The organism is Streptomyces sp. V4I8 (genome assembly GCF_041261225.1).
GTDB lineage: Bacteria > Actinomycetota > Actinomycetes > Streptomycetales > Streptomycetaceae > Streptomyces.
This window is the reverse complement of the sequence record NZ_JBGCCN010000001.1, coordinates 3,995,825-4,018,330: the sequence shown is the minus strand read 5'-3', so window position 1 is coordinate 4,018,330 and position 22,506 is coordinate 3,995,825. Positions and strand designations below refer to the sequence as shown.

Genomic DNA, 22,506 nt, shown 5'->3' with positions numbered 1-22,506 from the left:
GGGAGGAGCGGCCATATGTCCGACTATCCAGTCGTCGAGCCCCGGCTCCGATGCGTGCTGCCTTTCGAGGCGGTGCCGGCGGAGGTGCACCAGCTTCGGCGAAGGGCCGTGGTGCAGCTCAGTCAGTGGGGCACACCCGTGGCTGCCGACGAAGCGCAGTTGCTTGTCACGGAGCTGGCTACGAACGTCGTAAAGCATGTTGGTGAGCGAGCTTCAGCGACCCTGGTCCTTGAGTGGTGCGGCGAGCGGCTTCGCATTGAAGTGCACGACAAGAGCCGGGCGATGCCGACACCGAACCCGGAGGGCAGTGACGCCGAGTGTGGTCGTGGTCTCCATCTGGTGGCGGCACTGGCCGTGGAGTGGGGAGCGGTCCTGACCGCAGCGGGAAAGGCAGTCTGGTGTGAGATCCCGACCGGTGGCGGTCGTGCGTGCCGACGAATTGAGCGAGCAGCCGAGGCGCTTGAGCGCTACCAGACGGCCAGGAGTGGTGCCGGCCTCCCGAGCGGACGACGAGAGACCGGCCTTGACGAGGCAGCGGTTGAACTGATCGCGGACCTTCTCCACTGGAGCAACGCGCGCGGTCATGACCCGGACGATTTCCTGGACCTCGCGCAGATGTACTACGAGGCTGAAGCCGACGCTGCCTGAACTTTGACGATGCCCTGTCGGCGCCGACGCTACCGCGGACGTGGCAGGGCTTCCGCCGGCACGTCACTTAAGAGCCGCGCGCAGTATGGCGCCGGCATCGTTCACCGCGCCCTCTTCATGCAACTCCAGCGCAACGGCCATGACGTGCCGGTCCTCCTGATCTCGGCCATATACGTGGATCAGGTCGTCAGCCAGGTGATCTCGCTCTTGCTGTCTCAACTCCATCATGACCAGCGCGGTCTCTGACGGACTCAGCAGCTCCGTGGTGCCGTGCCGGAGAAGGATGAGAGCCGATTCTTCATTTCCGGTGCCGTCCAGCTCCCCCGCCTGTGCCGCCAGCTGCCGCGCCACGGCCCTTTCTTTCTCGCTCCGCTGCCGGTCCCCCCGCCGAGGGGGGACCGGCAGCGGAGTCCTTGAAGCTTTGGCCATGGCCAGACGTGCCCGTAGGCCGGCTTCGGTGGTCTCCATCTCCTGTACTGCCGCCCGCATAGCAGCGACCTCGCCCTTGAGTGCCCGCAGCTGGGCGGCGTCAGCCACGAGTTGGCGCTCGCGAGCTTCGCATGACGGGCAAGGTGTGCTGAGCTGCTGATTGAGTGAATCGATTCGCCTGCCCAGCCCCGCGCAGTTCTGGCAGCGCCCTCTCGTCTCGGCCTCGGCGAGGGCACGCAGGGTTTGCAGATCGTCAAGAGTGATGCCGACGATTCGGCCGCTGGCGGCGGCAGACACACAGGCTGCTTTGTGCAAGTCCTCAATGAAGACCGGACTGGGAACCCTGGGGTCGAGACTTGCGAAGCGTGACACAGAGGTCGGGTTGCTGTGCAGGCGTTCCGCGGCTTCTGTCAGCGTAAGCGGCCTATCTCCTGAACCTCCTGGTTCTTCCGTATTCAGTAGGCAGAACAAGGGCCGGAGAGCCAGTGCGAGTTCCCGCTTCCGTGGACGGCGGCCATCCTCGGGAAGTTCTTTGTCCAACCATCCGCGTGTTCGCGACCGGCCGTCTCCTGATGTCATGCGGTTCCGCCCCCAACGTCCTGAGCTGCGTGGATGTCCCGTGGAGTCAAGCCCTCAAAGTGGGTCTGACATTCGGCAATTGTGCCCGACATGCTCCGCTGCGACACCCGTGTTTCCTTGCCTTCTGCCGAGCGAACTTGCTATTTGCCGAGCAATGCACCCCGTGTACTTGCTTTACCTGAGCAAGCTGGAAGGGGCTGGACTTTCCTCCGCGTCATGGTGTGTGCTTTTGAATGAGCCGCTGAGGAGCGGGGGGAACGCGGAGTTTACGCAAGTGCTGTCTGTAGCAGTACTTGCACACTCCGAAACTGGCGAGGTGCCTGGGTGGCACCAGTTCGCGGAGGCTTTAGTGGAAGAAATCCCGTCGTATCAGGACAGGAAGTACGGGAGCATGGTGCGAGCTGCGCTGTGGCTGCTCGCTGAGGTCGAAGAGGGCAACATCTTCACCAAGGCGCAGCTGCGCGAGGCGTTCCCGGACGTAGCGCAGATCGACCGCAGGCTCCGTGACCTGAGGGATCACGGCTGGAAGATCGACACCAGCCGCGACGATCCCTCCCTGTTGCAGCAGGAACAGCGGTTCGTGACCAGGGGGGCGGACGTCTGGATCCCCGGCAGGTCGAAGACGCCGAAGCACAAGGCCAGTCTCACGGCTGCCCAGCGGGCCAAGGTTCTCCACGACGACAACTACCTCTGTCGGTCGTGTGGTGTCGGTGCCGGCGAGGCGTACGAGGACGGCGGCGGGATCGAGCTTGCCAAGCTCAACGTCTCCCGGCGTCGGATTCTTCACTCCAATGACGGTGATGCGGCGGAATTCCAGCTCGTCACTGAGTGCAAGAGGTGCGGGACCGGGGGAGGCCCTGACCGGGAGGTCGACCTGGGCGCTCTGCTGGAACTCGTGGAGGCGCTTTCGCCTCTGGAGCAGCGCCTCTTCGCCAAGTGGATCGACGCCGACCAGCGTTCGTTCAGCCCGATCGAGAAGGTCTGGGGGATTTACCGGACCCTCCCTCAGGAGTCGCGTGCCGAGGTGGCCCAGGCCATCAAGGACATCACCGGCTGACGGGTGACCGGCAGGACAAGAAGGACAGGACCGGCAACAGAAATGGACGGGAAGAGTCATGCTGCGGGAATTCCCGCCGCCGCCGCGCGCGGACGAGTTCAGTGAGCTGATCAAGAAGAGGCTGGAGGAGGTGAGGGCTGCCGGAGGCACCCGGGAGACCGTCACCGTCGACTGGAACGGGCAGCAGATCCACGTTGACGTCGTCGATCTGCCGTTGAGCGGTCTCTACCTCAACCCCGGTACCCACCGGATTCGCGCCCAGCGCACCCACAGGCCGGACCAGGATCGAAACCTGGACAAGGACCCCTTCGGTGAGGCCGGCCAGGAGTACCTGACCGGATTGCTCAAGGCCCGGCCTTCTAATCCGGACCTCAGGGACCCCGACTTCGACAAGCTGAAGGACGACCTGAACCAGTTCGGCCAGAACGACCCCGGCCTGGTTACTCACCACGGCGTGTTGGTGAACGGCAACACGCGCGCCGTCGCCCTGCGGGAGCTCGGCAAGCAGTCGATGCGTGTGGGTGTGCTTCCCCCCTCTTTCACGCAGGCCGATGTCGACGCTGTAGAACTGGCACTTCAGCTTCGCCAGGACCAGCGTCGCGACTACTCGTACATCAATCGGCTGCTCGCCATGGAGGAGCAGGCGGCGCTTGGCCGGACGCCTGAGCAGATCGCCAAGGAGTTCCGGATCCGGACCGCGACGTATCACCAGGAGCGGTGGATCCTCAGCGTGATCAAGGAGCTCAACGACCGCAGCGCGAGTGGCGGGGGCGTCGCGCTGAGGCTGGTCGACTGGGAGGGAGCGCAGGAGCGTCTGAAGGAACTCCAGCGCTTGTACGTGAAGTTGGAGAGTCTCGACCGGGACCAGGCCGAGATCCTTAAGGAGTGGCGTCTCGCCGCGATCCTGCTGGAATTCTCGAAGACGGATGTGCGTCACATCGATGAGGTGTTCCTGGAGGAGGGCTATCTCGGGAAGACGCTGCCGGAGGAACTCGCGAACAGCGGAACGGCTCGGCAGGCCGAATCCGTCTCCATCCCCGGCCTCGGCCTGGACGTGCCGGCGGCTCCCTCCGGCGTGTCTGCAGCACGCGCTCTGAACGACCGCCTCCTGCGTGCGGCGGCCACCGTCCGCAACACGACGGTGGGAATTTCCGACTCTGAGAAGGCCCAGGCTCAGGCGCTGCTTGACGAGGCGAAGAAGGCGTTTGACGAGGCGATCGACAGTCATACCCGTGACGGTCGGGTCCGCAAGCGCAAGCAACTCGCGCCGGCCAGGCTCGCGGACGCCTGCGCCAACATCGATCAGTGCGTCATCGAGCTGGTGCAGGCACGTACTTCGAACAGCCTGGATGAAGAGGCCTTCGACGAGGCGGTGCTCAAACTTCAGGCCAGTCTGCGCAAGCTCGCTCAGCAGGCGGGACGTGGGATGCCGAACCCTGGCGACGGCGTCTCCTGGCTCCTCGCCGCCGCCACCCTGGAGGGCTCCCGGTGACGGAAACGTCCCTGCACCTGGGGTTCGATGACACGCGTACTCGTGTGGTCCTCCGGACCACCGATCAGTACCGGCAGGACCTCGTTCAGCTGGCCGCTCGGTTCCGTACCGGCGGCCAGCTCGGCCCTCTTTCGGCCTCGGTGGCCCTGGACGAGCTCCTCGCGGACCTGACCGTCCTGGGGGGCTGGCCCCATCCCGTAGGCGTTGAGTGGGCGCCCGAGCTTCGGAATCTCGTGGCTGGCGTGGTTCGGGACGCCCGGCTGGTTGAGGAGCGGTTGGCTGGCTCAGGGGCCCCGGCGGAAGTCGCCGCCGACGACGTGCTGAGTCTGCTCGGAGACACCTGGCAGGCTGATCTCAACACGTTCCAACGGCGGGATATTGCCAAGCTGCTTTCACTGGGGCACGGGGCGAACTTCAGCGTGCCCGGAGCCGGGAAGACCCGAGTGGCGCTCGCTGTGTACGCTGCACAGCGCGCTCAGGGCGGCGCTAGTCGACTGCTGGTTGTCTGTCCTAAGTCGGCTTATGAGTCCTGGCGTTACGAGACCGCGGTCTGCTTCAGCTACCCACTGCGCACCCATGTGCTAGACGGCTCTCTGGACCAGTGGGCAGAGGTCCTCATTGTCAATTACGAGCGGCTGGACCGGTCGCTGCCGCTGCTCGCGAACTGGCTGAAGGCCGCCCCTTCGATGATCATCCTCGACGAGGCCCACCGGATGAAGCTCGGCGCCCGAGGTACGTATGGCGCCGCGTGCATGGCGCTGGGCCCGCTCGCGCAACGACGGCTGATCCTGACCGGAACGCCGGCCCCGAACGGTTCCAAGGACCTGGAGAACCTGATGGGCTTCGTCTGGCCTGGTCACGGGCAGCGCACGGTGACCAGGGCGGTCGCGGGAGGCAACCTTGCCCATGCGAGCGCGGTGCTCAGGCCGTTGTTCACCAGGACGACCAAGCAGGAGCTTGGTCTGCCGCCGATGAGATTGCGCATGCGGTACGTCGACATGCCGGATCTGCACGCCGAGATCTACAGCTCGCTGGTAGGAGGTATGAGCAGTGGCGCCGCCCGCGAAGATCTCAGTTCTCTCGGTAAGACGGCGCTGCGCCTCCTGATGGCCGCGACGAGCCCTGCTCTTCTCGTGGAAGGGGCCAGCCGCTACGAGCCGCTGGTCTACCAGTTGCCCCCGCTGGAGATTCCTGAGGGCACTTCGCTGTACTCGCTCATGCAGAGACTGCCTGACCATGAGCTGTCGCCCAAATACAAGGAAGCAGTGGCCATTGTTGCCGAGAACGCAGCGCAAGGCCGGAAGACGCTTGTCTGGACGACCTTTGTACGCAGCCTGACAACCGTGGCGCAAATGCTGGAGAAGTACAGCCCGGCGGTGGTGCACGGCGGCACACCGGACCGGGATGAGCAGCTACGGCGCTTCCGTGAGGACCCCAGCTGCATGGTCCTGATCTCCAACCCGGCGACTCTGGGGGAGGGCATCAGCCTGCATCACGTATGTCATGACGCCGTGTACGTGGACCGCGACTTCATGGCCGGCCGCTTTCTCCAAAGTCTTGATCGCATCCACCGTCTCGGTCTTGCCCCTGGCACGGACACGCGGGTCACGGTTCTCGCGGCCCGTAACACCATTGATGAAGTGGTCGAGGTACGGCTGGACCAGAAGCTGGAGTTCATGGGCCGGATCCTTGACGACCCCACGGTGCAGCAGCTTGCTGACCTGGAGGAAGAGCCGTCCGTGGCAGCCGGCCTAGCACCGAGCGATATGGAGGCCTTGTTGCGTCACATGGGCAGGAGCTAGAGCTGAGGTGGGTGACTCACCTCTGGCCGCACACCCGGACACGGGCGGCAGTGCGGAGTAATGGGAGACTCCAGTGTCGAGTGTCTAAGAGGCCGTAGGTGATCAGGGCGTCTGGGACACTTGAGATCGGTTTTGAGTCAATCCCGGAAGGAGCGCCATGCGCCCCAGCGGTCGCCAGCGTCCGCAGTTCACCCCGCCACTGACCTCTTTGGAGATCTGTGCCGGGGCCGGCGGGCAAGCCGTTGGGCTACACAATGCCGGGTTTGACCACTTGGCTCTCGTTGAGTGGGATCCGCATGCTGTTCGGACACTCGCGGCGAACGCGGGCGGCTGGCCCGGCTGGGATAAGTCGCGTACCGAAGCGCTCGAACCCACGGATGTGAGGGAATTCCTCGGATCCAAAATGCATAAAAGCTTGGGGCTTCAGGAGGGCCAGCTTGATCTCCTAGCCGGCGGCGTCCCATGCCCTCCATTTTCCCTGGCAGGCAAAAGGCTCGGAAAAGATGACGAGCGAGATCTTTTTCCGGACGCTTTGAGGATCATTAGAGACCTGATGCCCAAGGCTGTCATGATTGAGAATGTGCGCGGCATCTTGGAGCCTCCGGAGGTTTTCATTGACTATCGTCGAGATATCCTGAGCGAACTCCGTGGGCTCGGCTATGTAATCCCTGGAATTAGTAGTCATTGGTCGGCCAAGAAGCAAGATTTGGTCATGCGGAAAGTCTGGCGCAGGGTGGATGCAAGTAGGTTCGGCGTCCCGCAACTTCGTCCCCGAGCCATCCTGGTTGCGATCCATGAAGATTTTCTGAAGTTGGCCGATGTTGAATTTGTATGGCCGACTCGAATTCACGGGAAGCAGGCGACAGTGGTCGATGAGCTTGCTGAGAGCATGGAGTCGCGATGCCGGGAATTCTGGGATAAGAACCAGTATGGGATGCGGGCTAGGGCCGGTGAACGTACTGGAAAGCAGGTGTACCGGGATTGGCTACGGAAGGCCACTGAGGCGGCCGAAGCGGGGCGAGGTATCGCGCCGACACTGGTAGGCGGATCGAAGAAGCATGGTGGTGCTGACCTCGGGCCAACTAGAGCCAAGCGTGCTTGGGAAGCCTTGGGTGTTGATGCAATGGGTGTCGCGAACGATCCCGAAAAGTGTGACCCAGAGCGGGACATCTTTCGCCCTGCGGGCCCCATGCTGACGGTCGATCAAGCCGCCGCAATCCAGGGATTCCCGCCGGGCTGGAAATTCCAGGGGCTGAAAACAGCCCGGTATCGGCAAGTCGGAAATGCTTTCCCGCCCCCGGTGGCTGAAGCTGTCGGACGAGCAATTGCTGCCGTGCTGCGTCCGGAGCGGCGCGGTGAATTGCTCAAGGGGTACGAGATGGATGGAGAAGAGACGGAAGTTTGCGCTGCTGATTCAGAGCAGATGACGCTGCCTGTTTCAGGAAGGCTGTGATCCCGCATCTCGGCGCGCAATAACAGCCTCTGTGATCTTACTTACGCAGATGTCTGATGGCTCGTGCTCCCAGAAGCGGAGTACGAGCCATCCCGCTTCCCTGAGCCGTTGGTCCGTGTCGCGGTCGCGTTCCATGTTCCGAAGTACCTTCGCTGACCAGTATCCCGGGTTGGTCTTCGGCGGGACGTAGTGCTCGGGGCAGCCGTGCCAGTAGCAGCCGTCGATGAATACGGCCACCTTTGCCGGACGGAATACCATATCCGCTGTCCGACGCAAGTCCGGCAGCGGCCGGGCAGCGACCCGATAACGCAGTCCTCGTGCATGGACTAGCCGTCGGATCAGCCTCTCTGGGGCGGTATCGCGGCTGCGGATCGCTTGCATGTTCCGGCGGCGGGCTGCAGACGAAGCCCAGGAACCTTCTGGAGCTTCCCATACGGGGTCTTCGGACACACCGCAGAGGGTAGTCGGGTCCGCGGCTGAGGGGCACTGGCGTCGGCAGTTGGGCGGGGCAACCGATCCTGGGACCCGAGTCGAGCGATGACGTTGGTGTGCGGTTGAAGGCTTGGCTGTCCAGCCGTGAGTCTTCTGGTGCTGTTGGGCCGCCCGCTTCCTTGCAGTCTCGTGCCTCCGCGGGCCGCGTCAAGGGCGCTTCACTCCGCTGCGCTGCGTTCCGCGTCGGCTGCGCCGATGGGCCCTCCGGGCCACCCTTGACCCGGCCCGCTCCAGCACGGGGTAGAAGCGGGCGGGCGGCCCGGAAAGGCGGTGGGCCAGGTCGGTGGTGGTGAGGTTGGCTGCGCGGTGGGCCAGGGTTGGGGGCACGCCGGGTGGGTTGAGCGGCCAGTGGGTGGTGGGTGGGGTGGCGCGAACGACTTGTGGGGCACGGCGGGTCGGCTCGGCGGTTGGCCTCGTGGTGGGTGGGGTGCAGGGAAGGGGCTGGCTGCGGCAGTGGCTCCGTCAGCCCTGCGGCTCCGCCCCGTGACACTCCCCATACCCCCGCCCCGACCCACACCAACACGAAGCCCCCCGCTGCGGCGGCCAAGCCACCGCCCGCCCCCGCGCCGCCAACGTCGTCGCATACTGCGGCAGCAGCGTCGCGTCCTCCGGCGAGGCCAGCTCCGAGGCGGCGAAGGCCTCGTACGACGGCACTGTCCCCGTGACGATCCCCAGGTTCGGCGTTCCCGAAGCCGAGAGCTCCCGCAGGGACGCCTCTATCGTCTCCAGGTGCTCCTCATGCGAGGGGTACTCCGCCGCCAGCGAGGGATACGCGGCCACCAGCTCCGCCAGTTCCCCCGTCGTCCAGTGGAGGACCGCCACCGGGAACGGGCGGGACAGCGCCTCCCGGTACGCGCCCAGTTCCGCCCGCAGCCGTGAGATCTCCGCCTCCAGCTCCGCCGGATTGTCCGAGCCCAGGGACCAGACCCGCTTGGGGTCGTGGAGTTCGTCCAGGGAGATCGGCATGGAGTGGAGGGTGTCGGCCAGGGCGTCCCACTCGTCGTGGGCCAGACCCAGCATGCGGCGTACGCGGTGGCGGCCGAACAGCAACGGATGCGTCGAGTACGGGGGCTCCGCCACGTCCGTCAGGAGGAGGCGGGCGCCCTGCGTGAAGGTTTCCTGCGCCTGTTCCAGCTCGTCATGCGCCTCCAGGGACTCCGCGACGATCACCCATGGCGCAGGGTCTCGCGGGGCGGCTGCCCGGACGCCTTCGATGATCGCTCTCGCCTCGGCCTCGTGGCCGTACTCCCAGAGGTTCGACGCCTTGAGGGCGCGTACCAGGTGGGGGTCCTCCAGGGGGGTCGACGACGACAGCAGGCGGTCGTAGAGCGCGGTCGCGGCGGGGCGGTCGCCGGAGAGTTCCAGGTGGGCCGCGGCCTGGAGGAGCAGGGCCTCGGCGTCCTCGGGGTAGAGGCCGGCGGTTCGCTCCAGGCGTGCCGCTTCGGCGGTGTGGTCGACGTTTTCGGCAGGCGTGTCGGGGCGCATGGGGGACACCGTACTGGCTGGCGATGGCGGTGCGGAGAACAGAGGGGGGAAGAGGGGACAGATATTGCCTGGTCGAGGCGGGCGCCGACCTTGGTCACGTCCTCGCCAGGCACAGCAGCACCAGGAACGGCACCGGGATCAGAGTCGCCATCGCCAGCCACCTCCCCGGCCGGTCATCGGCTCGGCGGCGTGGGCCCAGTACGTCCACCGTCAGCAGCGCGAGCAGCAGGATCGCTGCCGTCACCGCCAGCAGGAACATCATCACCGGCGCGTGATCGAGCGTGTGGTAGTCGCAGTTCGACAGCTCCGGGGTGGGCGCGAAGGCGTCGCAGGGCGACGGAAGGTAGTCCGTCAGCAGCCAGTACGTCAGGTAGAGCGGGATGATCGCCGGCACCCCGAGGGCCAGGTTCGCCAGCGCGGGCGCCACCAGGCCGGGGCGGCGCCCGCGCTCGTCTTCCCTCGCCGCATCTACGGCCGGCTTCGTCGTCACTTGGCACACGACGTGCCGGGAGGCTTCTACGGTTGCGTCAGGCCCGGCCGGTCAGATCACCACCCCGTCGATCTGCAACGTCTGCACCGCCTTCGCCGCGAACGGCACCGCCACCGACTTTCCGCTCAGGAACGTGTTCGAGTACGACCGGTACTGGTCCCCGCCCGTCGTCACCGTGTTCCAGCGCGGGACCAATCCGCCCGAGCCGCCGGAAACCGTTGTGAAGCGGGACAGGTCGAAGGTCAGGGTCTGGGCCGAGGCCGAGGTGTTCACCGCGACGATCACCAGGCGGCGCGCCGACGCGTCGTAGGCCGCCGCCGCGTAGCTCACGCCCGTGTCCAGGATCCGCATGCCCGGGCGGATGTGGCGGCTGAACTGGGCCATGACGTAGTACTTCGTCTGGATGGTCGTCGGCTGGAGTGTGTTCGCGTCGTACGCGATCATCGCCCAGCCCGTCGACGGGTCCATGACCTGCCAGTAGCACCAGGCGGTCGGGTGCAGCCAGCGGAAGTCGTAGCAGAGGTTCTGCGCCAGGGTCAGACCCGTGCCGTCGCTGTCGCCGGTCTCCGAGTTCCAGAGCTTCTTGCCGGACGTCGTGACCACGTCCGTGTAGAGGAGGTCGCGGCGGCCGCCCGAGCCCTGGTAGCCGTGCACGTTGACCTGGCTGACCAGGGCCTTGGTGGAGGAACCGAAGGACGCCCACGTCGATCGCGCCGTGTCGTAGTTCGTCTCGTCCGACGCCGCGATACGTACGCCTGTCAAGCCCCGCTTGTCCAACTCGCTGCGCATGTACGGAAGTACGGCCGCCTGGACCGCCGGGTCCATGTGGCAGCCCTCCTGGGTGCCGGTGGCGGTCCACCAGGTGGAGGCCGGCTCGTTGAAGGGGTCGACCGTCGCGAAGTTCACGCCCCAGTTGTTCCTGGCGTACAGGGCCGTCGCCGCCAGGTGGGAGGCGTGCTGGCGGTAGTTCCAGGTCTGGAGGTTGTTGCCGCCGTTCGCCGCGCCGGACGGGTTGTGGTTGGAACACATCCACCACATGGGGGAGTTGGCGAAGAGTTCCGTGGTCGCGCCGCGCGACGTCGCCTTCTGCAGCATCGCGCGCTGGTTCGCGTCGGCGGTCCAGTCCCAGGCCGAGGAGGTGGGGTCCTCGTTGTTCCAGTCCTGCCAGAAGCCCTCGATCTGCTTGAAGCCGGGGATGTTCGCCGACTCGGCCATCGTCTCGTCGTTGACGGTGTTCCAGCTGCACGCGCCGAGGTTGTAGCGGGCGATGTTGAGGCCCAGGCCGGGGAGGGTGGTGCCGTTGTAGGTCACCGAGTTGGTGGTGAAGAAGAGGTCGGCGAAGTCGTTCCGGTTGCCGAAGACATTGGCCCACCAGGCCAGGGAGGTGCCCCAGCCCTCCCAGGTGCCGTACGACGTGCCGGGGTTGACGGCGATGGTCGCGTCCGCGCGTGCGGTGCCCGTCGCCAGGGCGCCGCCGACGAGGGCGCCGCCTGTCGCCGCCAGCAGAGTTCTGCGTCGGATCATGACTTCTCCGCTTCGTTCAACGGCCGGTCGTCGTCGAACCGGCGTCGTGGCCTGTCCCGCTCATGCCGACAGGAAGCATCGGGTGTGGCGCATGAGGTTGTCGAGGGTTCCGACAGCCCTTTCTCAAACCTGTGGAGGAAGTGTTCGGGGTACCGGACGCGCAGGGGTCTGGAGACCTCGCGGGGCGGCGCCTATCGTGCGGGCGGCCCGGTTGAGGAGGCTCACTGATGGTGCGGGTTCGCGTCGTGCGGCACAGCGGACTTCGGCGGCGCGCCCTGGGGCGACGGGTGCTGTGGGGCGGCGGGGAGGTGCTCGTCACCGTAGGGGTGGTGCTTCTGCTGCTGGTCGTTCACCAGGTGTGGTGGACCAACCGGGAGGCCAGGGCAGGCGCCGAGCGGGAGGTCAGGGCACTGGAGCGGACCTGGGACGGTGAGGGCGACGGGGGTGGCGGGGGCGGCGACTCCCGTACGGCCGTACCGGCGGCCACGACCCCGCCCGCGGCCATCGGCTCGCCCGACCAGTCCGCCGGCTCCTCCGAGCGGTCCGCCGGCCGCCCACGCCGGTCCGCCGCCCCCGCACCGGAACCCGACTGGTCCCAGGCCTACGCCATCCTGACCATCCCCCGCCTCCACCTCCGCGTCCCCGTCGCCGAGGGCGTCAGCAAGAGCGGTGTCCTCAACAAGGGCTACGTCGGCCACTACCCCGGCACCCAACAGCCGGGCCAGGCAGGCAACTTCGCCCTCGCCGGGCACCGCAACACCCACGGCGAGCCCTTCCGGTACATCAACCGGCTCGCGCCCGAGGACACCGTTCGGGTCGAGACGCGGAGCGCGACGTACACGTACGCCGTCGACAAGACCCTGCCGCAGACCACCGCGCGGGACGGGACCGTCATCCGGCCCGTCCCGCGCTCCACCGTCAGGCCGGGCCACGGCTACACCGAGCCCGGCTACTACCTCACCCTCACCACCTGCACCCCGGAGTACACGTCGAAGTACCGGCTGGTGGTGTGGGCCAAGCTCGTCTCCATGCGGCCCCGTCAGGCCCCTGGGCAGGACGCCCTTCCCCGTCGAACCCGTACTTCGAACCAGCACGGTGATCCTGTATAACGAACATCAGGACGAGCGCCGCGACACAACAGGTACGGAGGGAGGGGGCAGCCGATGATCCGCAGTTGGGCCAGTCTGCGTCCCGCCGCCGTGCTGGTGCTCCTCTTCCTGGAGATCGCGCTGCTCGACACGGGCAGCCTCTCCGCGACCGTCGCGCTGGCCGCGACCGCCGCCGCCGGTTCCGCGTTCGCCGTCTGCTCGCTCCTCGCCTCGCGCGCCGCGCCCGCCGTGGCGCCGACCCGGGTGCGTACGGCCATCCGTGACCGGGCCCGCCGTACGGCCTTCCTGCCGCAACGCGACCCCGACGCCTCGGGCCGGCCACGGCCCAGGGCGCCCGGGCACGCCCTCCCGGCGACCGTCGCGTAGGGCACGCACACACCGAACAGCTGAGAAGTGTGACCCCGCGCGGGTCGTCATGCCGCCATGCCGTTTCCCGGCATCTCTCCATCCGGCACGACGAGACCCCTGGAGGGCTCACCCATGTCTGTTTTCGCCGACCTTGTTCAGCGGCTGGCCGATCTGCTCGACCCGCTGTTCGGCGCCGGTGCGGCCGCCGCCGCGATCATCCTGTTCACCGCGCTCGTACGACTGCTCGTCCATCCGCTGTCCCGGGCCGCCGCGCGCGGGCAGAAGGCGCGGGCCGAGTTGCAGCCCAAGATCGCCGAGCTGCGGAAGAAGCACGCCAAGAGCCCCGAGAGGCTCCAGCGGGCAGTGATGGAGCTGCATGCCGAGGAGAAGGTGTCGCCGCTGGCGGGATGCCTGCCCGGACTGTTCCAGCTGCCCGCCTTCTTCGTCCTCTACCACCTGTTCTCGAACACGACGATCGGCGGCAAGGCCAACGAACTGCTCTCGCACCAGCTGTTCGCCGCGCCTCTGGGCGACCGGTGGGCCGACGCGCTCGGCGACGGAGGGGCGTTCGGCGGCGCGGGGCTGGTCTACCTCGCCCTGTTCGTGGTCGTCGCCTGCGTCGCCGCGTTCAACTTCCGCCGTACGAAGCGGATGATGGCCGCGAATCCGGCGGTGCCGGTCGCCGACGGTCAGCCGTTGGCGGGTATGGGCGCCGTCACCAAGGTCATGCCGTTCATGTCCTTCTTCACCCTCTTCACCGTGGCGGTGGTGCCGCTGGCCGCCGCGCTGTACGTGGTGACCAGCACGACCTGGAGCGCGGTGGAGCGGGCCGCGCTGTACCGGTAGCCCGGGGGCCTACGGTCCAGTACGTGAACCAGGTATTGCGGACTGGCCGTGGACCTTGGAGGATCGACCAGTCCTCCGATGGCTGCACCCGTCGGCGGGCGCCCGCGATCGAGGGAGATTGTGATCATGAAGCTGCTGCGAGTCGGTACGGCGGGAGCGGAGACGCCTGCGCTGCTGGACGCCGAGGGTGTTCTGCGGGACCTCTCCGGAGTCGTGCCGGACATCGACGGAGCGCTGCTCGCCGACGACACGGCGCTCGGTCGGATCCGCGCCGCCGCGGACGCCGGTGAGCTGCCCGAGCTCGACGCGGCCGGGCTGCGGATCGGGCCGCCGCTCGGGCGCATCGGCAAGATCGTGTGCATCGGGCTGAACTACCACGACCACGCCCGCGAGACCGGCGCCGAGCCGCCCGCCGAGCCGGTCATCTTCTTCAAGGCCGCGGACACGGTCGTGGGCCCGAACGACACCGTGCTGGTCCCCCGCCGGTCGGCGAAGACCGACTGGGAGGTCGAGCTCGCGGTCGTCATCGGACGTACGGCCCGGTATCTGGAGTCGGCCGAGGAGGCGCTCGCGCATGTCGCCGGGTACGCGGTGGCGCACGACGTGTCCGAGCGGGAGTTCCAGATCGAGCGGGGCGGGACCTGGGACAAGGGCAAGAACTGCGAGACGTTCAACCCCCTGGGGCCGTGGCTGGTGACCTCGGACGAGGTGCCGGATCCGCAGAACCTGTCGCTGAAGCTGTGGGTCAACGGGGAGCTGAAGCAGGACGGGACCACGGCGGAGCAGATCTTTCCGGTGGCGGAGGTCGTGCGGTACGTCAGCCAGTTCATGACGCTGTACCCCGGGGACGTCATCAACACGGGGACGCCGGCGGGGGTGGCGCTGGGGCAGCCTGAGCCGAAGCCGTTCCTGCGTGCCGGGGATGTGGTGGAGCTGGAGATCGAGGGGCTCGGCCGTCAGCGGCAGGATTTCAAGGATGCCTGAGGGGCGGGGAGCTGCGGTGGGTTGGCGGCCGCGGCTTCGTCGTGGCTTGTCGCGCAGTTCCCCGCACCCCTGAAGACCAAAGACAAAAGACAAAGAACCAAGGACAAAAGACAAGGGCGTTGCCCTTACCCCTTCTCCAGGAACTCCTCCACCGCCTCCACCACCATCCGGTGGTCCTCCAGCTGCGGCAGACCGCTCACCGTCACCGACCCGATCACGCCGACGCCCTCGACGTTGATCGGGAAGGAGCCGCCGTGAGCCGCGTAGGTGTCGGGGTCCAGGCGGGAGGAGTCCTCGAACGTCGTGCCCTTGGCGCGGAAGCGGGCGCCGACGACGTAGGACGAGGTGCCGTAGCGCTCCACGACCCGGCGCTTGCGGGCGATCCAGGCGTCGTTGTCGGGGGTGGAACCGGGCAGGGCGGCGTGGAAGAGCTGCTGGCCGGACCGGTGGATGTCGATGGCGACCGGGGCCTGGCGTTCGCGGGCCAGCTCGACCAGCAGGGAGCCCAGGGCCCAGGCGTCGTCGTAGGTGAACTGGCGGAAGACCAGGCGGCGTTCCTGCGCCTCCAGCTCCTCCAGGGGCGGGGTGAGCTCGGGGTGAAACTTCGGGGTGATCTCCGGGTTGTGCGTCTTGCCCGGCTTGCTCGTCTTGTGCGTCGTCACAGGGTCACCGCCACTCCGTCGTGTGCCGAACGGCGCGCCGCCTCCAGTACGTCGAGCGCGGCGGCCGCCTCCAGGGCGGGCACCGGGTTGGGGCCGCCGTCCAGCAGTGCCTTGGCCACGGCCGCATAGTAGGCGGAGTAGTCGCCGGGGAGGGTGGGTTCCACGCGGCCGCCGCCCGTCAGGGGGGACTCGCCGGAGCCCACTCGGCCCCACATCGACTCGGGTTCCGTGCCCCAGTCCGTACCCGCGCCGGGCCGCTGCCCCTCCCGCAGGGCCGCCTCCTGCGGGTCCAGCCCGTACTTCACATAGCCCGCCTTCGAGCCCAGCACCCGGAACCGCGGGCCGAGTTGGGCGGTCGTGGCGGAGGCGTACAGGTGGGAGCGGACGCCGTTCGCGTGCGTGAGCGCGATGAACGTGTCGTCGTCCGTCTCCGCGCCGTCCCGGCGGATGGCCGCCTCGGCGTACACCTGGGTGACCGGGCCGAAGAGGACCAGTGCCTGGTCGACGACATGGCTGCCGAGGTCGTACAGCAGACCTCCGATCTCTGCCGGGTCGCCGGACTCCCGCCAGCCGCCCTTGAGTTGCGGCCGCCAGCGTTCGAAGCGGGACTCGAAGCGCCATACGTCGCCCAGCGCGCCCTCGGCCAAGAGGTGACGGAGGGTCAGGAAGCCGTTGTCCCAACGGCGGTTCTGGAAGACGGACAGGAGCAGGCCGCTCTCCTCGGCGAGTGCCGCCAGTTCGCGTGCCTCGGCCGCCGTGCCGGCGATCGGCTTGTCCACGACGACCGGGAGGCCCGCCTTCAGGGCGGCGGTCGCGAGCGGGGCGTGCGTCTTGTTGGGGGACGCGATGACGACCAGGTCGAGGTCGGCGGCGCGGGCGAGCAGTTCGTCGGGCGTGGCGACGACGCTCACGCCCGGGTGCTCAGCGGTGGCCTGCTTCTGCCGCTCGGGGTTCGACGTGACCACCGTGTCCAGGGCGAGCCCCTCGGTGGTGGTGATCAGCGGGGCGTGGAAGACGGAGCCGGCGAGGCCATAGCCGACCAGGCCGACGCGGAGGGGAGTAGCACTCATGCAGCCCACTTTCGCAACGCTGTTGCCAAAGTGCAAGCGGCAGGGACAATGGACGGCGTGAACAGGACGACGGGCGGTGTGGGCGACGGGGCGGCCGCCACCACGAGGGGCGGCGCGGACGGCTTGGGCGTGGACGGCTTCGGCGCGGTCGGCGACGCCGGCGTGGTGGTTGGAGCGGAGGGCGGCGCGGTCGGCAGTGGCGCGGTCGGCTCCGCCGCGCGGCGGAGCGGCAGTTCGATGCGGCTGGGTGCCCTGCGCAGTCACAACACCGCGCTCGTGCTCGACCTGCTGCGCACGGCCGGTCCCGAAGGCATCAGCCGGCTCGAACTGGCCGAGCGCACCGGCCTCACCCCGCAGGCGGTCAGCAAGATCACCGCCCGGCTGCGGGAGGACGGCCTCGCGGCGGAGGCGGGGCGCCGGGCGTCCACGGGGGGCAAGCCGCGTACGGTGCTGCGGCTGGTGCCGGAGGCCGGGCATGCCGTGGGCGTGCATGTGGACCGGGACGAGCTGACCGCCGTGCTCTGCGATCTGACGGGGGCCGTGGTCGCGCGGCACAGGACCCCCCTGGACCTGGGTGCCGGTGCCGAGACGGTCGTCGAGCGGGTCGTGCGCGAGGCGGGGGAGCTGGCGGCCGGGGCCGGCCGGCCGGGTGCCGTGCTCGGTGTCGGCGTCGCGCTGCCCGGCCCCCTCGACCACCGGCGCGGTGTGCTGCACCGGGTCACGGGGTTCCCGGAGTGGAACGGCTTCCCGCTGCGGGACGTGCTGGCACGGCGCCTCTCGCTGCCGGTCGTCGTCGACAAGGACACCAACGCCGCCGCCCTCGGGCTCGCGGTGGGGGGACAGACCGCGTCCGTCGGGTCCTTCGCGTATCTGCACTTCGGCGCGGGAGTCGGCGGGGGGCTCGTGCTCGGGGGAGCGGTGCACCGGGGGGCTCGTACGGGTGCCGGGGAGTTCGGGCACCAGGTCGTCCAGCTGGACGGCCCGCCCTGTGAGTGCGGCAACCGCGGCTGCGTCGAGGCGCTGTGCCTGGCCGCCGTGGCGCGCGGCGACGTGGCGGAGGCGGCCCGTGTGCTCGGCACGGCGGTCGGCAACCTGGTCGCGCTGCTCGACGTCGACCTCGTGCTGCTGGGCGGCCGCACGGTCGCCGCCGCCCCGGAGACCTTCGTACGCGGCGTCGCCGCCGTCCTCGACGAACGCGCCCGGCGCGCGGGCGAGGAGGCGGTGCCGGTGCGGGTCGCCTCCGGCGGGGGAGGCGGGCAGGACAGCGGGGGCCGGGAACGCGGCGGGGGTGACGAAGGCGGTGAAAGCGGTGAAGGCGGCGGAGGCGGCGGAAGCGGGGAGCACGGCGTGGCCGAGGGGGCGGCCCAGCTGCTGCTGGCGCCGCTGTTCGGGCGGGCCGAGGGGTGACGGTCCGCGTGCGCTGATCGACGTCCGCGTGCGCTGATCGAGCGGACTTTCGACGTCGTACGGAATGGCACCGCCCGAGGCCCGCTCGCACCCGGCATGGTCATGTGTTCATGCGACTACTGCACTCACCCGCTTCCCTCTGCCTCGCAGCAGCCGCCCTTCTCGCCGCTGCGCCCCCGGTGCGCGCGGAACCTCCCGTCGCGCTGCCCAGCTGCGTCACCGACGACGGGGCCTTCCCCCTCACCACCCGCCTCCACGGCGGCCCCGACTCCTATACGGCCGGCGGCGGATTCGGCACCTGGTACCTGGACCTCACCAACACCACCCGCCGGACCTGCACCGGCATCCACCCCGTCGTCGTCCTCGTCGACGGCAAACGCGCCCTCAAGCCGTCCCAGCCCCGCCTGGAGTTCTACCGGACCCCGAAGGGAAGCCCGGACAGCCCGGACGAACGGGACCACCAGGACAGTCACTCCGGCCAGACCGGTCGGACCGGCCCGGATGACGCCCGCCCCCTCCCCGTCCGCTTCGAGACCACCGACGAGGACGAACTCGTAGGCGCCTTCGACGGCTTCCCCGGCTTCACCGTCGGCCCGCGCAAGACCGTCACCGTGAAGGTCCGGCTCGCGGTCACCTCGGACGCCGTGCCGAACGAGGTCACCGCCAACGCGGCCGTCGTACAGCGCCACGACGGCGACGGCGACTGGGTCGGCCAGTCCAACGACTACCGCTTCACCATCGACGCCGACCCGACCGATGCCGCCGATGCCGCCGACGGGACCGCCACGACCGACCCGTCCGGCCCGACCACCCCGGCCGACCGGGAATCCCCGGCCGACGCGGCCGCCTCCGCCGCCCCGGACCCCTCGACGAGCCCCCGCCCCGGTGCCGCCGGGAACGAGCTCTCCCTCGCCGACGAACTCGCCCGCACCGGCCTCACCTCGACCCCCGGCGCCACCCTCGCCGCCACCACGGCCTTCGTCCTCGCCGGCGCCGCGCTGCTGCTCGCCCGGAGGCGCCGCTGAGACCGCTTTCCCCCTCCGCCCTCCCCTCCGCCCTCCCCTCTGCGACGATCCCTGCGTGGACCACCCGAACGACCAGGCGCCCGGCGCCGTCGGCAAGACCACCGCGCTGCGGGCGGTCGCCGGGTTCCTCTCGACGGCGACCGCGACGGGTACGCCGGCCACGGCCACACCGGCTCCGGGTGGTCACGGCGGGTCCTCGGCCGAGGAACGGGGCATGTGTTCCGCCGCACCGGGTCCAACAACTGGTACTGCGTGATCGACGGGGTCAGGATCAGCCACTCCTGATTACGCTGGGGGGCGTCGGTACGCCGTGGTTCCGGCGCCCCCGCCCATCCCCGTACGCAGGCCAGGAGCACAGCAACATGGCAGACCGCAAGCCCATCGAGTCTTGGCTCACCGACATGGACGGTGTGCTCATCCACGAGGGCGTTCCGATCCCCGGCGCCGACGCCTTCATCAAGAAGCTGCGTGAATCCGGCAAGCCCTTCCTCGTCCTCACCAACAACTCGATGTACACCCCGCGCGACCTGCACGCCCGGCTGAACCGCATGGGCCTGGAGGTGCCGATCGAGAACATCTGGACCTCGGCGCTGGCCACCGCCAAGTTCCTCGACGACCAGCGGCCCGGCGGCTCGGCGTACGTCATCGGCGAGGCGGGCATGACCACCGCGCTGCACGACATCGGCTACATCCTCACCGACCACGAGCCGGACTACGTCGTCCTCGGCGAGACCCGCACCTACTCCTTCGAGGCCATGACCAAGGCGGTCCGGCTCATCAACAACGGCGCCCGCTTCATCTGCACCAACCCCGACGAGACGGGTCCGTCGACCGAGGGCCCGCTGCCCGCCACCGGAGCCGTCGCCGCGCTGATCACCAAGGCGACGGGCAAGCAGCCGTACTTCGCGGGCAAGCCGAACCCCCTGATGATGCGGACGGGCCTGAACGCCATCGGCGCGCACTCCGAGACCAGCGCCATGATCGGCGACCGGATGGACACCGACGTGCTGGCCGGCATCGAGGCCGGTATGCAGACGTTCCTGGTGCTCACCGGGCTGACCCTGCCCCCGCAGGTGGAGAACTTCCCGTACCGGCCGTCCCAGATCGTGGACTCGATCGCGGACCTCGTCGACCGGATCTGAAACCCCCTGCGGCCGCGAACCTACCCGTACGGAGCAGTGCGGGCCCCGCTGAGGATGCGGGGCCCGTGTTCCGGGGGGAGTCTCCAGGTATCTGGAGGTTCACGATGGGATCACTGCGCGTCACCCTCTGTGCCATCGCCGCGCTGGGCACGGTCGCCGTCACCCCGGCGGCGTACGCGGCGGACGGGGCGGACGGGGGTGTCTCGGTCAGCCCGTCCTCACCCCGCCCAGGTGGCGATGTCGCGCTGCTGGTGAGCGGATGCCGGGAGAAGACCGCGCTGGCCGTCTCCGCGGCGTTCGCCGCCGACGTACGCCTCACCGTCGGCGCCGACGGCACCCTCGTCGGGCAGAGCCGCATCCGCTCCACGCTCACGGCGGGCACGTACGACGTGAAGGTCGCCTGCGGGGACGCGTCCCGCACGGGGGCCGTCACCGTCGTACGGAAGGAGACGCGGCCGTCGGCACACCCGTCCCCCGTGGCCCCGGTCGAGGCCGGCGGTGGTGGCACCGCCCACCTCGCCGTCGTGGACGCCCGCGAGGCCGGTCCCGGCACGGCGCACACCGTGACGGGGCTGGTCCTCGCGGGCGTCGCCGCGACCGCCGTGGCCCTGCGCAGTGGCCGCCGCAGCCGCGAGCAGCGCGGACCGCACTGACCATGTCCGACCACGAACGCCCCGCCTACGGCGGCCGCCTCCTGATGGGCGCGGCCTGGACCGTACTGCTGCTCGGGCTGTGGCTGTGGGGGCGGGAGGTCACCGACGTACGGCAGGGCATATCCGCGCCGGTGTCGGGCGACGTCGCGGCAGTCGGACGGCCGCCCCGCGTGGACCTGCCGCCCGCCGCACGGCCGTTGGGGGACGCGCTGCCCCAGCGCCTCGACATCCCGGGCCTCCGGGTGCAGGCACCCGTGATCGCCCGGGGCCTCGACACCCACGGCGCGATCGATCCCCCGCCCCACGCCCAGGCCGGCTTCGTCGGCTGGTACGCGGCCGGCGTGAAGCCGGGAGCCGCCGGGGCCGCGCTGCTGGTAGGGCACGTCGACACCGAGACCCGCCCGGCCGTCTTCTACAAGATCAGCGCCCTCGAACCGGGCGCCACGGTGCGAGTCCTCCGCGACGACGGCAAGCTCGCCGAGTTCACCGTGGAGGACGTCCAGGTCGTCACCCGCGACCGCTTCGACGCCCACCAGGCCTACGGCGCCCACCGCTCGGGACGGGCCGAACTGCGCCTGATCACCTGCGGCGGCACCTTCGACCGGGCGACCCGCAGCTATACGGCGAACGTGATCGTCTCGGCGTATCTGACGGGAACAGGACTGTGACGGTCCGGGCGGCACCTGGCCCGGTCGACGGCCCGCTCCCCCCGAAGCCGCCGACCGGGCCGGTCCTCGACCGCGCGCGCACGGGTTGCGGGAGTAACCCGGCGACCGGCGCGGGAGGCCTTGTGGTTGACCAGAGTGGGGATGGTCCGACCGGGGGCTGGGGTCGTCCGGAAACGACTCTGGATCGGATGGCGGCCGCGGCCCAGAGAAAGTTCGACGGCGTACTACGCGCGCCCCTCGCCGTCCCCGCGTTCCGACTCCCGCCGCAGTTCGGCATCGTCCGCGACCCCGTCGATGACCTCGCCCGCGACCCGGTCCAGCGGCAGCCGACGGCGGCGCGCGTACTGCCGCAACGCCACGAACGCGTCGTCGGTGGCCGTGTTCCAGCGCTCGGCGAGCATGCCCTTGGCCTGCTCGATCCGGACCCTGCTGGACAGGGCCTGTTGCAACTGACCGGCGAGGGTGCGGCATTGGACGTACGTCGTGTGGTTCCGCAGTCCGAGGGCCGCGCAGTCGGCGATGAGCTGGGCCAGCCGCAGCGTCGTGCCGTCGTCGGCCGAGGAGCCGTCGGGCAGGGCGCGGACGAAGACGTTGAGGGCGCCGAGCGGCTGCTGGTGGCGGCGCAGCGGGACCGCGAACGTGGCCGCGATGCCGTGTCCGAGCGCCCGCTCGGTGAACTCGGGCCGGCGGGCGGCCGCGCGGGCCACCCGTATCGAGACCGGCGGCACCGGGCGGCCGGAGCTGTAGCTGTCCAGACACGGCCCGCCCTCGCGCTGGGCCTCCAGCAGCTCCCGCGCGATCTCCGGGTGCGCGCTGCCCGCCGTCAGCGACACCGTCCGGTCCTCGTCGATCAGCATGAACCCGGCGGCCTGTGCGGGCAGCAACCGCACACAGTGGTCGGCGACGCCCGCTAAGTAGTGCGCGGCCTCGAACCCGTCCGTGAGGGTGTCCGCCGACTCGACCAACGCCTCCGCCAGCCGGATCTCCCGGGTGGACTGGTGCATGACCGCACACTCCCCTTCCCCTGTCGCCCTGCTCCCCTGTGCCGCTCCTCAAAGCCGTCATAGTGGCTGTAACAGCTCCCCGACAAGGCTCGGCGAACTCGTGTGCCCCACGACACGTATGTCAGGATTGAGCCTCG

General features: G+C 69.0%; 23 protein-coding genes. 15 read left to right on the top strand and 8 right to left on the bottom strand.

What is annotated here, in order from left to right; genetic code table 11:
* Positions 1 to 15 precede the first annotated feature (15 nt).
* Positions 16 to 648, top strand: a complete 633-nt coding sequence (locus ABIE67_RS18225) for an ATP-binding protein (protein ID WP_370258611.1) — start codon at positions 16 to 18, stop codon at positions 646 to 648.
* A 63-nt stretch (positions 649 to 711) separates the two neighbouring features.
* Here ABIE67_RS18225 and ABIE67_RS18220 read toward each other — a convergent pair whose 3' ends face one another.
* A complete protein-coding gene (locus ABIE67_RS18220) occupies positions 712 to 1,374 on the bottom strand; it encodes a hypothetical protein (RefSeq protein ID WP_370258609.1) in 663 nt (220 codons plus the stop codon).
* Positions 1,375 to 1,819: 445 nt separating this feature from the next.
* On the opposite strand from ABIE67_RS18220, the gene ABIE67_RS18215 reads away from it, so the two are divergent.
* From ABIE67_RS18215 to ABIE67_RS18200, 4 genes are all read left to right on the top strand, one after another.
* Entirely contained in the window at positions 1,820 to 2,713 is an 894-nt protein-coding gene (locus ABIE67_RS18215; protein WP_370258607.1) for a hypothetical protein, read from the top strand.
* Between the two features lie 58 nt (positions 2,714 to 2,771).
* Positions 2,772 to 4,205 carry a hypothetical protein gene (locus ABIE67_RS18210; protein ID WP_370258605.1) on the top strand — a complete coding sequence of 478 codons (1,434 nt, stop codon included), beginning with the start codon at positions 2,772 to 2,774 and terminating at the stop codon, positions 4,203 to 4,205.
* Positions 4,202 to 6,007, top strand: a complete 1,806-nt coding sequence (locus ABIE67_RS18205) for a DEAD/DEAH box helicase (RefSeq protein ID WP_370258603.1) — start codon at positions 4,202 to 4,204, stop codon at positions 6,005 to 6,007. The genes ABIE67_RS18210 and ABIE67_RS18205 overlap by 4 nt, the downstream gene beginning before the upstream one ends.
* Positions 6,008 to 6,164: 157 nt before the next feature.
* Complete coding sequence (locus ABIE67_RS18200; RefSeq protein WP_370258600.1) at positions 6,165 to 7,460, top strand: DNA cytosine methyltransferase; 1,296 nt, start codon at positions 6,165 to 6,167, stop codon at positions 7,458 to 7,460.
* On the opposite strand, the gene ABIE67_RS18195 is transcribed toward ABIE67_RS18200, so the two are convergent.
* The 4 genes from ABIE67_RS18195 to ABIE67_RS18180 all read right to left on the bottom strand — a co-directional run bounded on the left by ABIE67_RS18195 (position 7,446) and on the right by ABIE67_RS18180 (position 11,451).
* Positions 7,446 to 7,910 (bottom strand): very short patch repair endonuclease, encoded by a 465-nt coding sequence (locus ABIE67_RS18195; RefSeq protein WP_370258596.1) that lies wholly within the window; start codon positions 7,908 to 7,910, stop codon positions 7,446 to 7,448. The two genes, ABIE67_RS18200 and ABIE67_RS18195, sit on opposite strands and share 15 nt — an antisense overlap.
* 504 nt (positions 7,911 to 8,414) lie before the next feature.
* Complete coding sequence (locus ABIE67_RS18190) at positions 8,415 to 9,437, bottom strand: SEC-C metal-binding domain-containing protein (RefSeq protein WP_370258592.1); 1,023 nt, start codon at positions 9,435 to 9,437, stop codon at positions 8,415 to 8,417.
* Positions 9,438 to 9,531: 94 nt separating this feature from the next.
* A complete protein-coding gene (locus ABIE67_RS18185) occupies positions 9,532 to 9,927 on the bottom strand; it encodes a hypothetical protein (protein ID WP_370258589.1) in 396 nt (131 codons plus the stop codon).
* A 51-nt stretch (positions 9,928 to 9,978) separates the two neighbouring features.
* Positions 9,979 to 11,451 carry a glycoside hydrolase gene (locus ABIE67_RS18180; protein WP_370258587.1) on the bottom strand — a complete coding sequence of 491 codons (1,473 nt, stop codon included), beginning with the start codon at positions 11,449 to 11,451 and terminating at the stop codon, positions 9,979 to 9,981.
* 227 nt (positions 11,452 to 11,678) lie between these two features.
* On the opposite strand from ABIE67_RS18180, the gene ABIE67_RS18175 reads away from it, so the two are divergent.
* The 4 genes from ABIE67_RS18175 (at position 11,679) to ABIE67_RS18160 (ending at position 14,738) form a co-directional block, all read left to right on the top strand.
* The gene (locus ABIE67_RS18175) at positions 11,679 to 12,560 is read left to right on the top strand and encodes a class E sortase (RefSeq protein ID WP_370258585.1); all 882 of its coding nucleotides are present in this window, start codon (positions 11,679 to 11,681) and stop codon (positions 12,558 to 12,560) included.
* Positions 12,561 to 12,614: 54 nt separating this feature from the next.
* Positions 12,615 to 12,926: a DUF6412 domain-containing protein gene (locus ABIE67_RS18170; protein ID WP_370258581.1), complete on the top strand. Its 312-nt coding sequence runs from the start codon at positions 12,615 to 12,617 to the stop codon at positions 12,924 to 12,926.
* Positions 12,927 to 13,040: 114 nt separating this feature from the next.
* Positions 13,041 to 13,754 (top strand): YidC/Oxa1 family membrane protein insertase, encoded by a 714-nt coding sequence (locus ABIE67_RS18165; protein WP_370258578.1) that lies wholly within the window; start codon positions 13,041 to 13,043, stop codon positions 13,752 to 13,754.
* 126 nt (positions 13,755 to 13,880) lie between these two features.
* Positions 13,881 to 14,738 (top strand): fumarylacetoacetate hydrolase family protein, encoded by an 858-nt coding sequence (locus ABIE67_RS18160; RefSeq protein WP_370258574.1) that lies wholly within the window; start codon positions 13,881 to 13,883, stop codon positions 14,736 to 14,738.
* Positions 14,739 to 14,863: 125 nt separating this feature from the next.
* On the opposite strand, the gene ABIE67_RS18155 is transcribed toward ABIE67_RS18160, so the two are convergent.
* Both ABIE67_RS18155 and ABIE67_RS18150 read right to left on the bottom strand, forming a co-directional pair.
* Positions 14,864 to 15,400: a heme-degrading domain-containing protein gene (locus ABIE67_RS18155; RefSeq protein WP_370258572.1), complete on the bottom strand. Its 537-nt coding sequence runs from the start codon at positions 15,398 to 15,400 to the stop codon at positions 14,864 to 14,866.
* On the bottom strand, positions 15,397 to 16,470 hold the full coding sequence (locus ABIE67_RS18150; protein WP_370258568.1) for a Gfo/Idh/MocA family oxidoreductase: 1,074 nt from the start codon (positions 16,468 to 16,470) through the stop codon (positions 15,397 to 15,399). The genes ABIE67_RS18155 and ABIE67_RS18150 overlap by 4 nt, the downstream gene beginning before the upstream one ends.
* Positions 16,471 to 16,707: 237 nt before the next feature.
* Here ABIE67_RS18150 and ABIE67_RS18145 point away from each other — a divergent pair, with 237 nt between their 5' ends.
* From ABIE67_RS18145 to ABIE67_RS18120, 6 genes are all read left to right on the top strand, one after another.
* Complete coding sequence (locus ABIE67_RS18145; RefSeq protein WP_370268701.1) at positions 16,708 to 17,877, top strand: ROK family protein; 1,170 nt, start codon at positions 16,708 to 16,710, stop codon at positions 17,875 to 17,877.
* 104 nt (positions 17,878 to 17,981) lie between these two features.
* Positions 17,982 to 18,902, top strand: coding sequence for a hypothetical protein (locus ABIE67_RS18140; protein WP_370258565.1), 921 nt, complete (start codon positions 17,982 to 17,984; stop codon positions 18,900 to 18,902).
* Between the two features lie 55 nt (positions 18,903 to 18,957).
* The gene (locus ABIE67_RS18135) at positions 18,958 to 19,158 is read left to right on the top strand and encodes a hypothetical protein (RefSeq protein WP_370258561.1); all 201 of its coding nucleotides are present in this window, start codon (positions 18,958 to 18,960) and stop codon (positions 19,156 to 19,158) included.
* Positions 19,159 to 19,264: 106 nt separating this feature from the next.
* Entirely contained in the window at positions 19,265 to 20,044 is a 780-nt protein-coding gene (locus ABIE67_RS18130) for an HAD-IIA family hydrolase (protein WP_370258557.1), read from the top strand.
* A gap of 104 nt (positions 20,045 to 20,148) precedes the next feature.
* Positions 20,149 to 20,697 carry a hypothetical protein gene (locus ABIE67_RS18125; RefSeq protein WP_370258554.1) on the top strand — a complete coding sequence of 183 codons (549 nt, stop codon included), beginning with the start codon at positions 20,149 to 20,151 and terminating at the stop codon, positions 20,695 to 20,697.
* Positions 20,698 to 20,699: 2 nt separating this feature from the next.
* Positions 20,700 to 21,365 (top strand): class F sortase, encoded by a 666-nt coding sequence (locus tag ABIE67_RS18120; RefSeq protein ID WP_370258551.1) that lies wholly within the window; start codon positions 20,700 to 20,702, stop codon positions 21,363 to 21,365.
* Between the two features lie 224 nt (positions 21,366 to 21,589).
* Here the strand turns inward: ABIE67_RS18120 and ABIE67_RS18115 are convergent, their stop codons facing one another.
* Entirely contained in the window at positions 21,590 to 22,369 is a 780-nt protein-coding gene (locus tag ABIE67_RS18115; RefSeq protein WP_370258549.1) for a GAF and ANTAR domain-containing protein, read from the bottom strand.
* Positions 22,370 to 22,506: the final 137 nt, after the last annotated feature.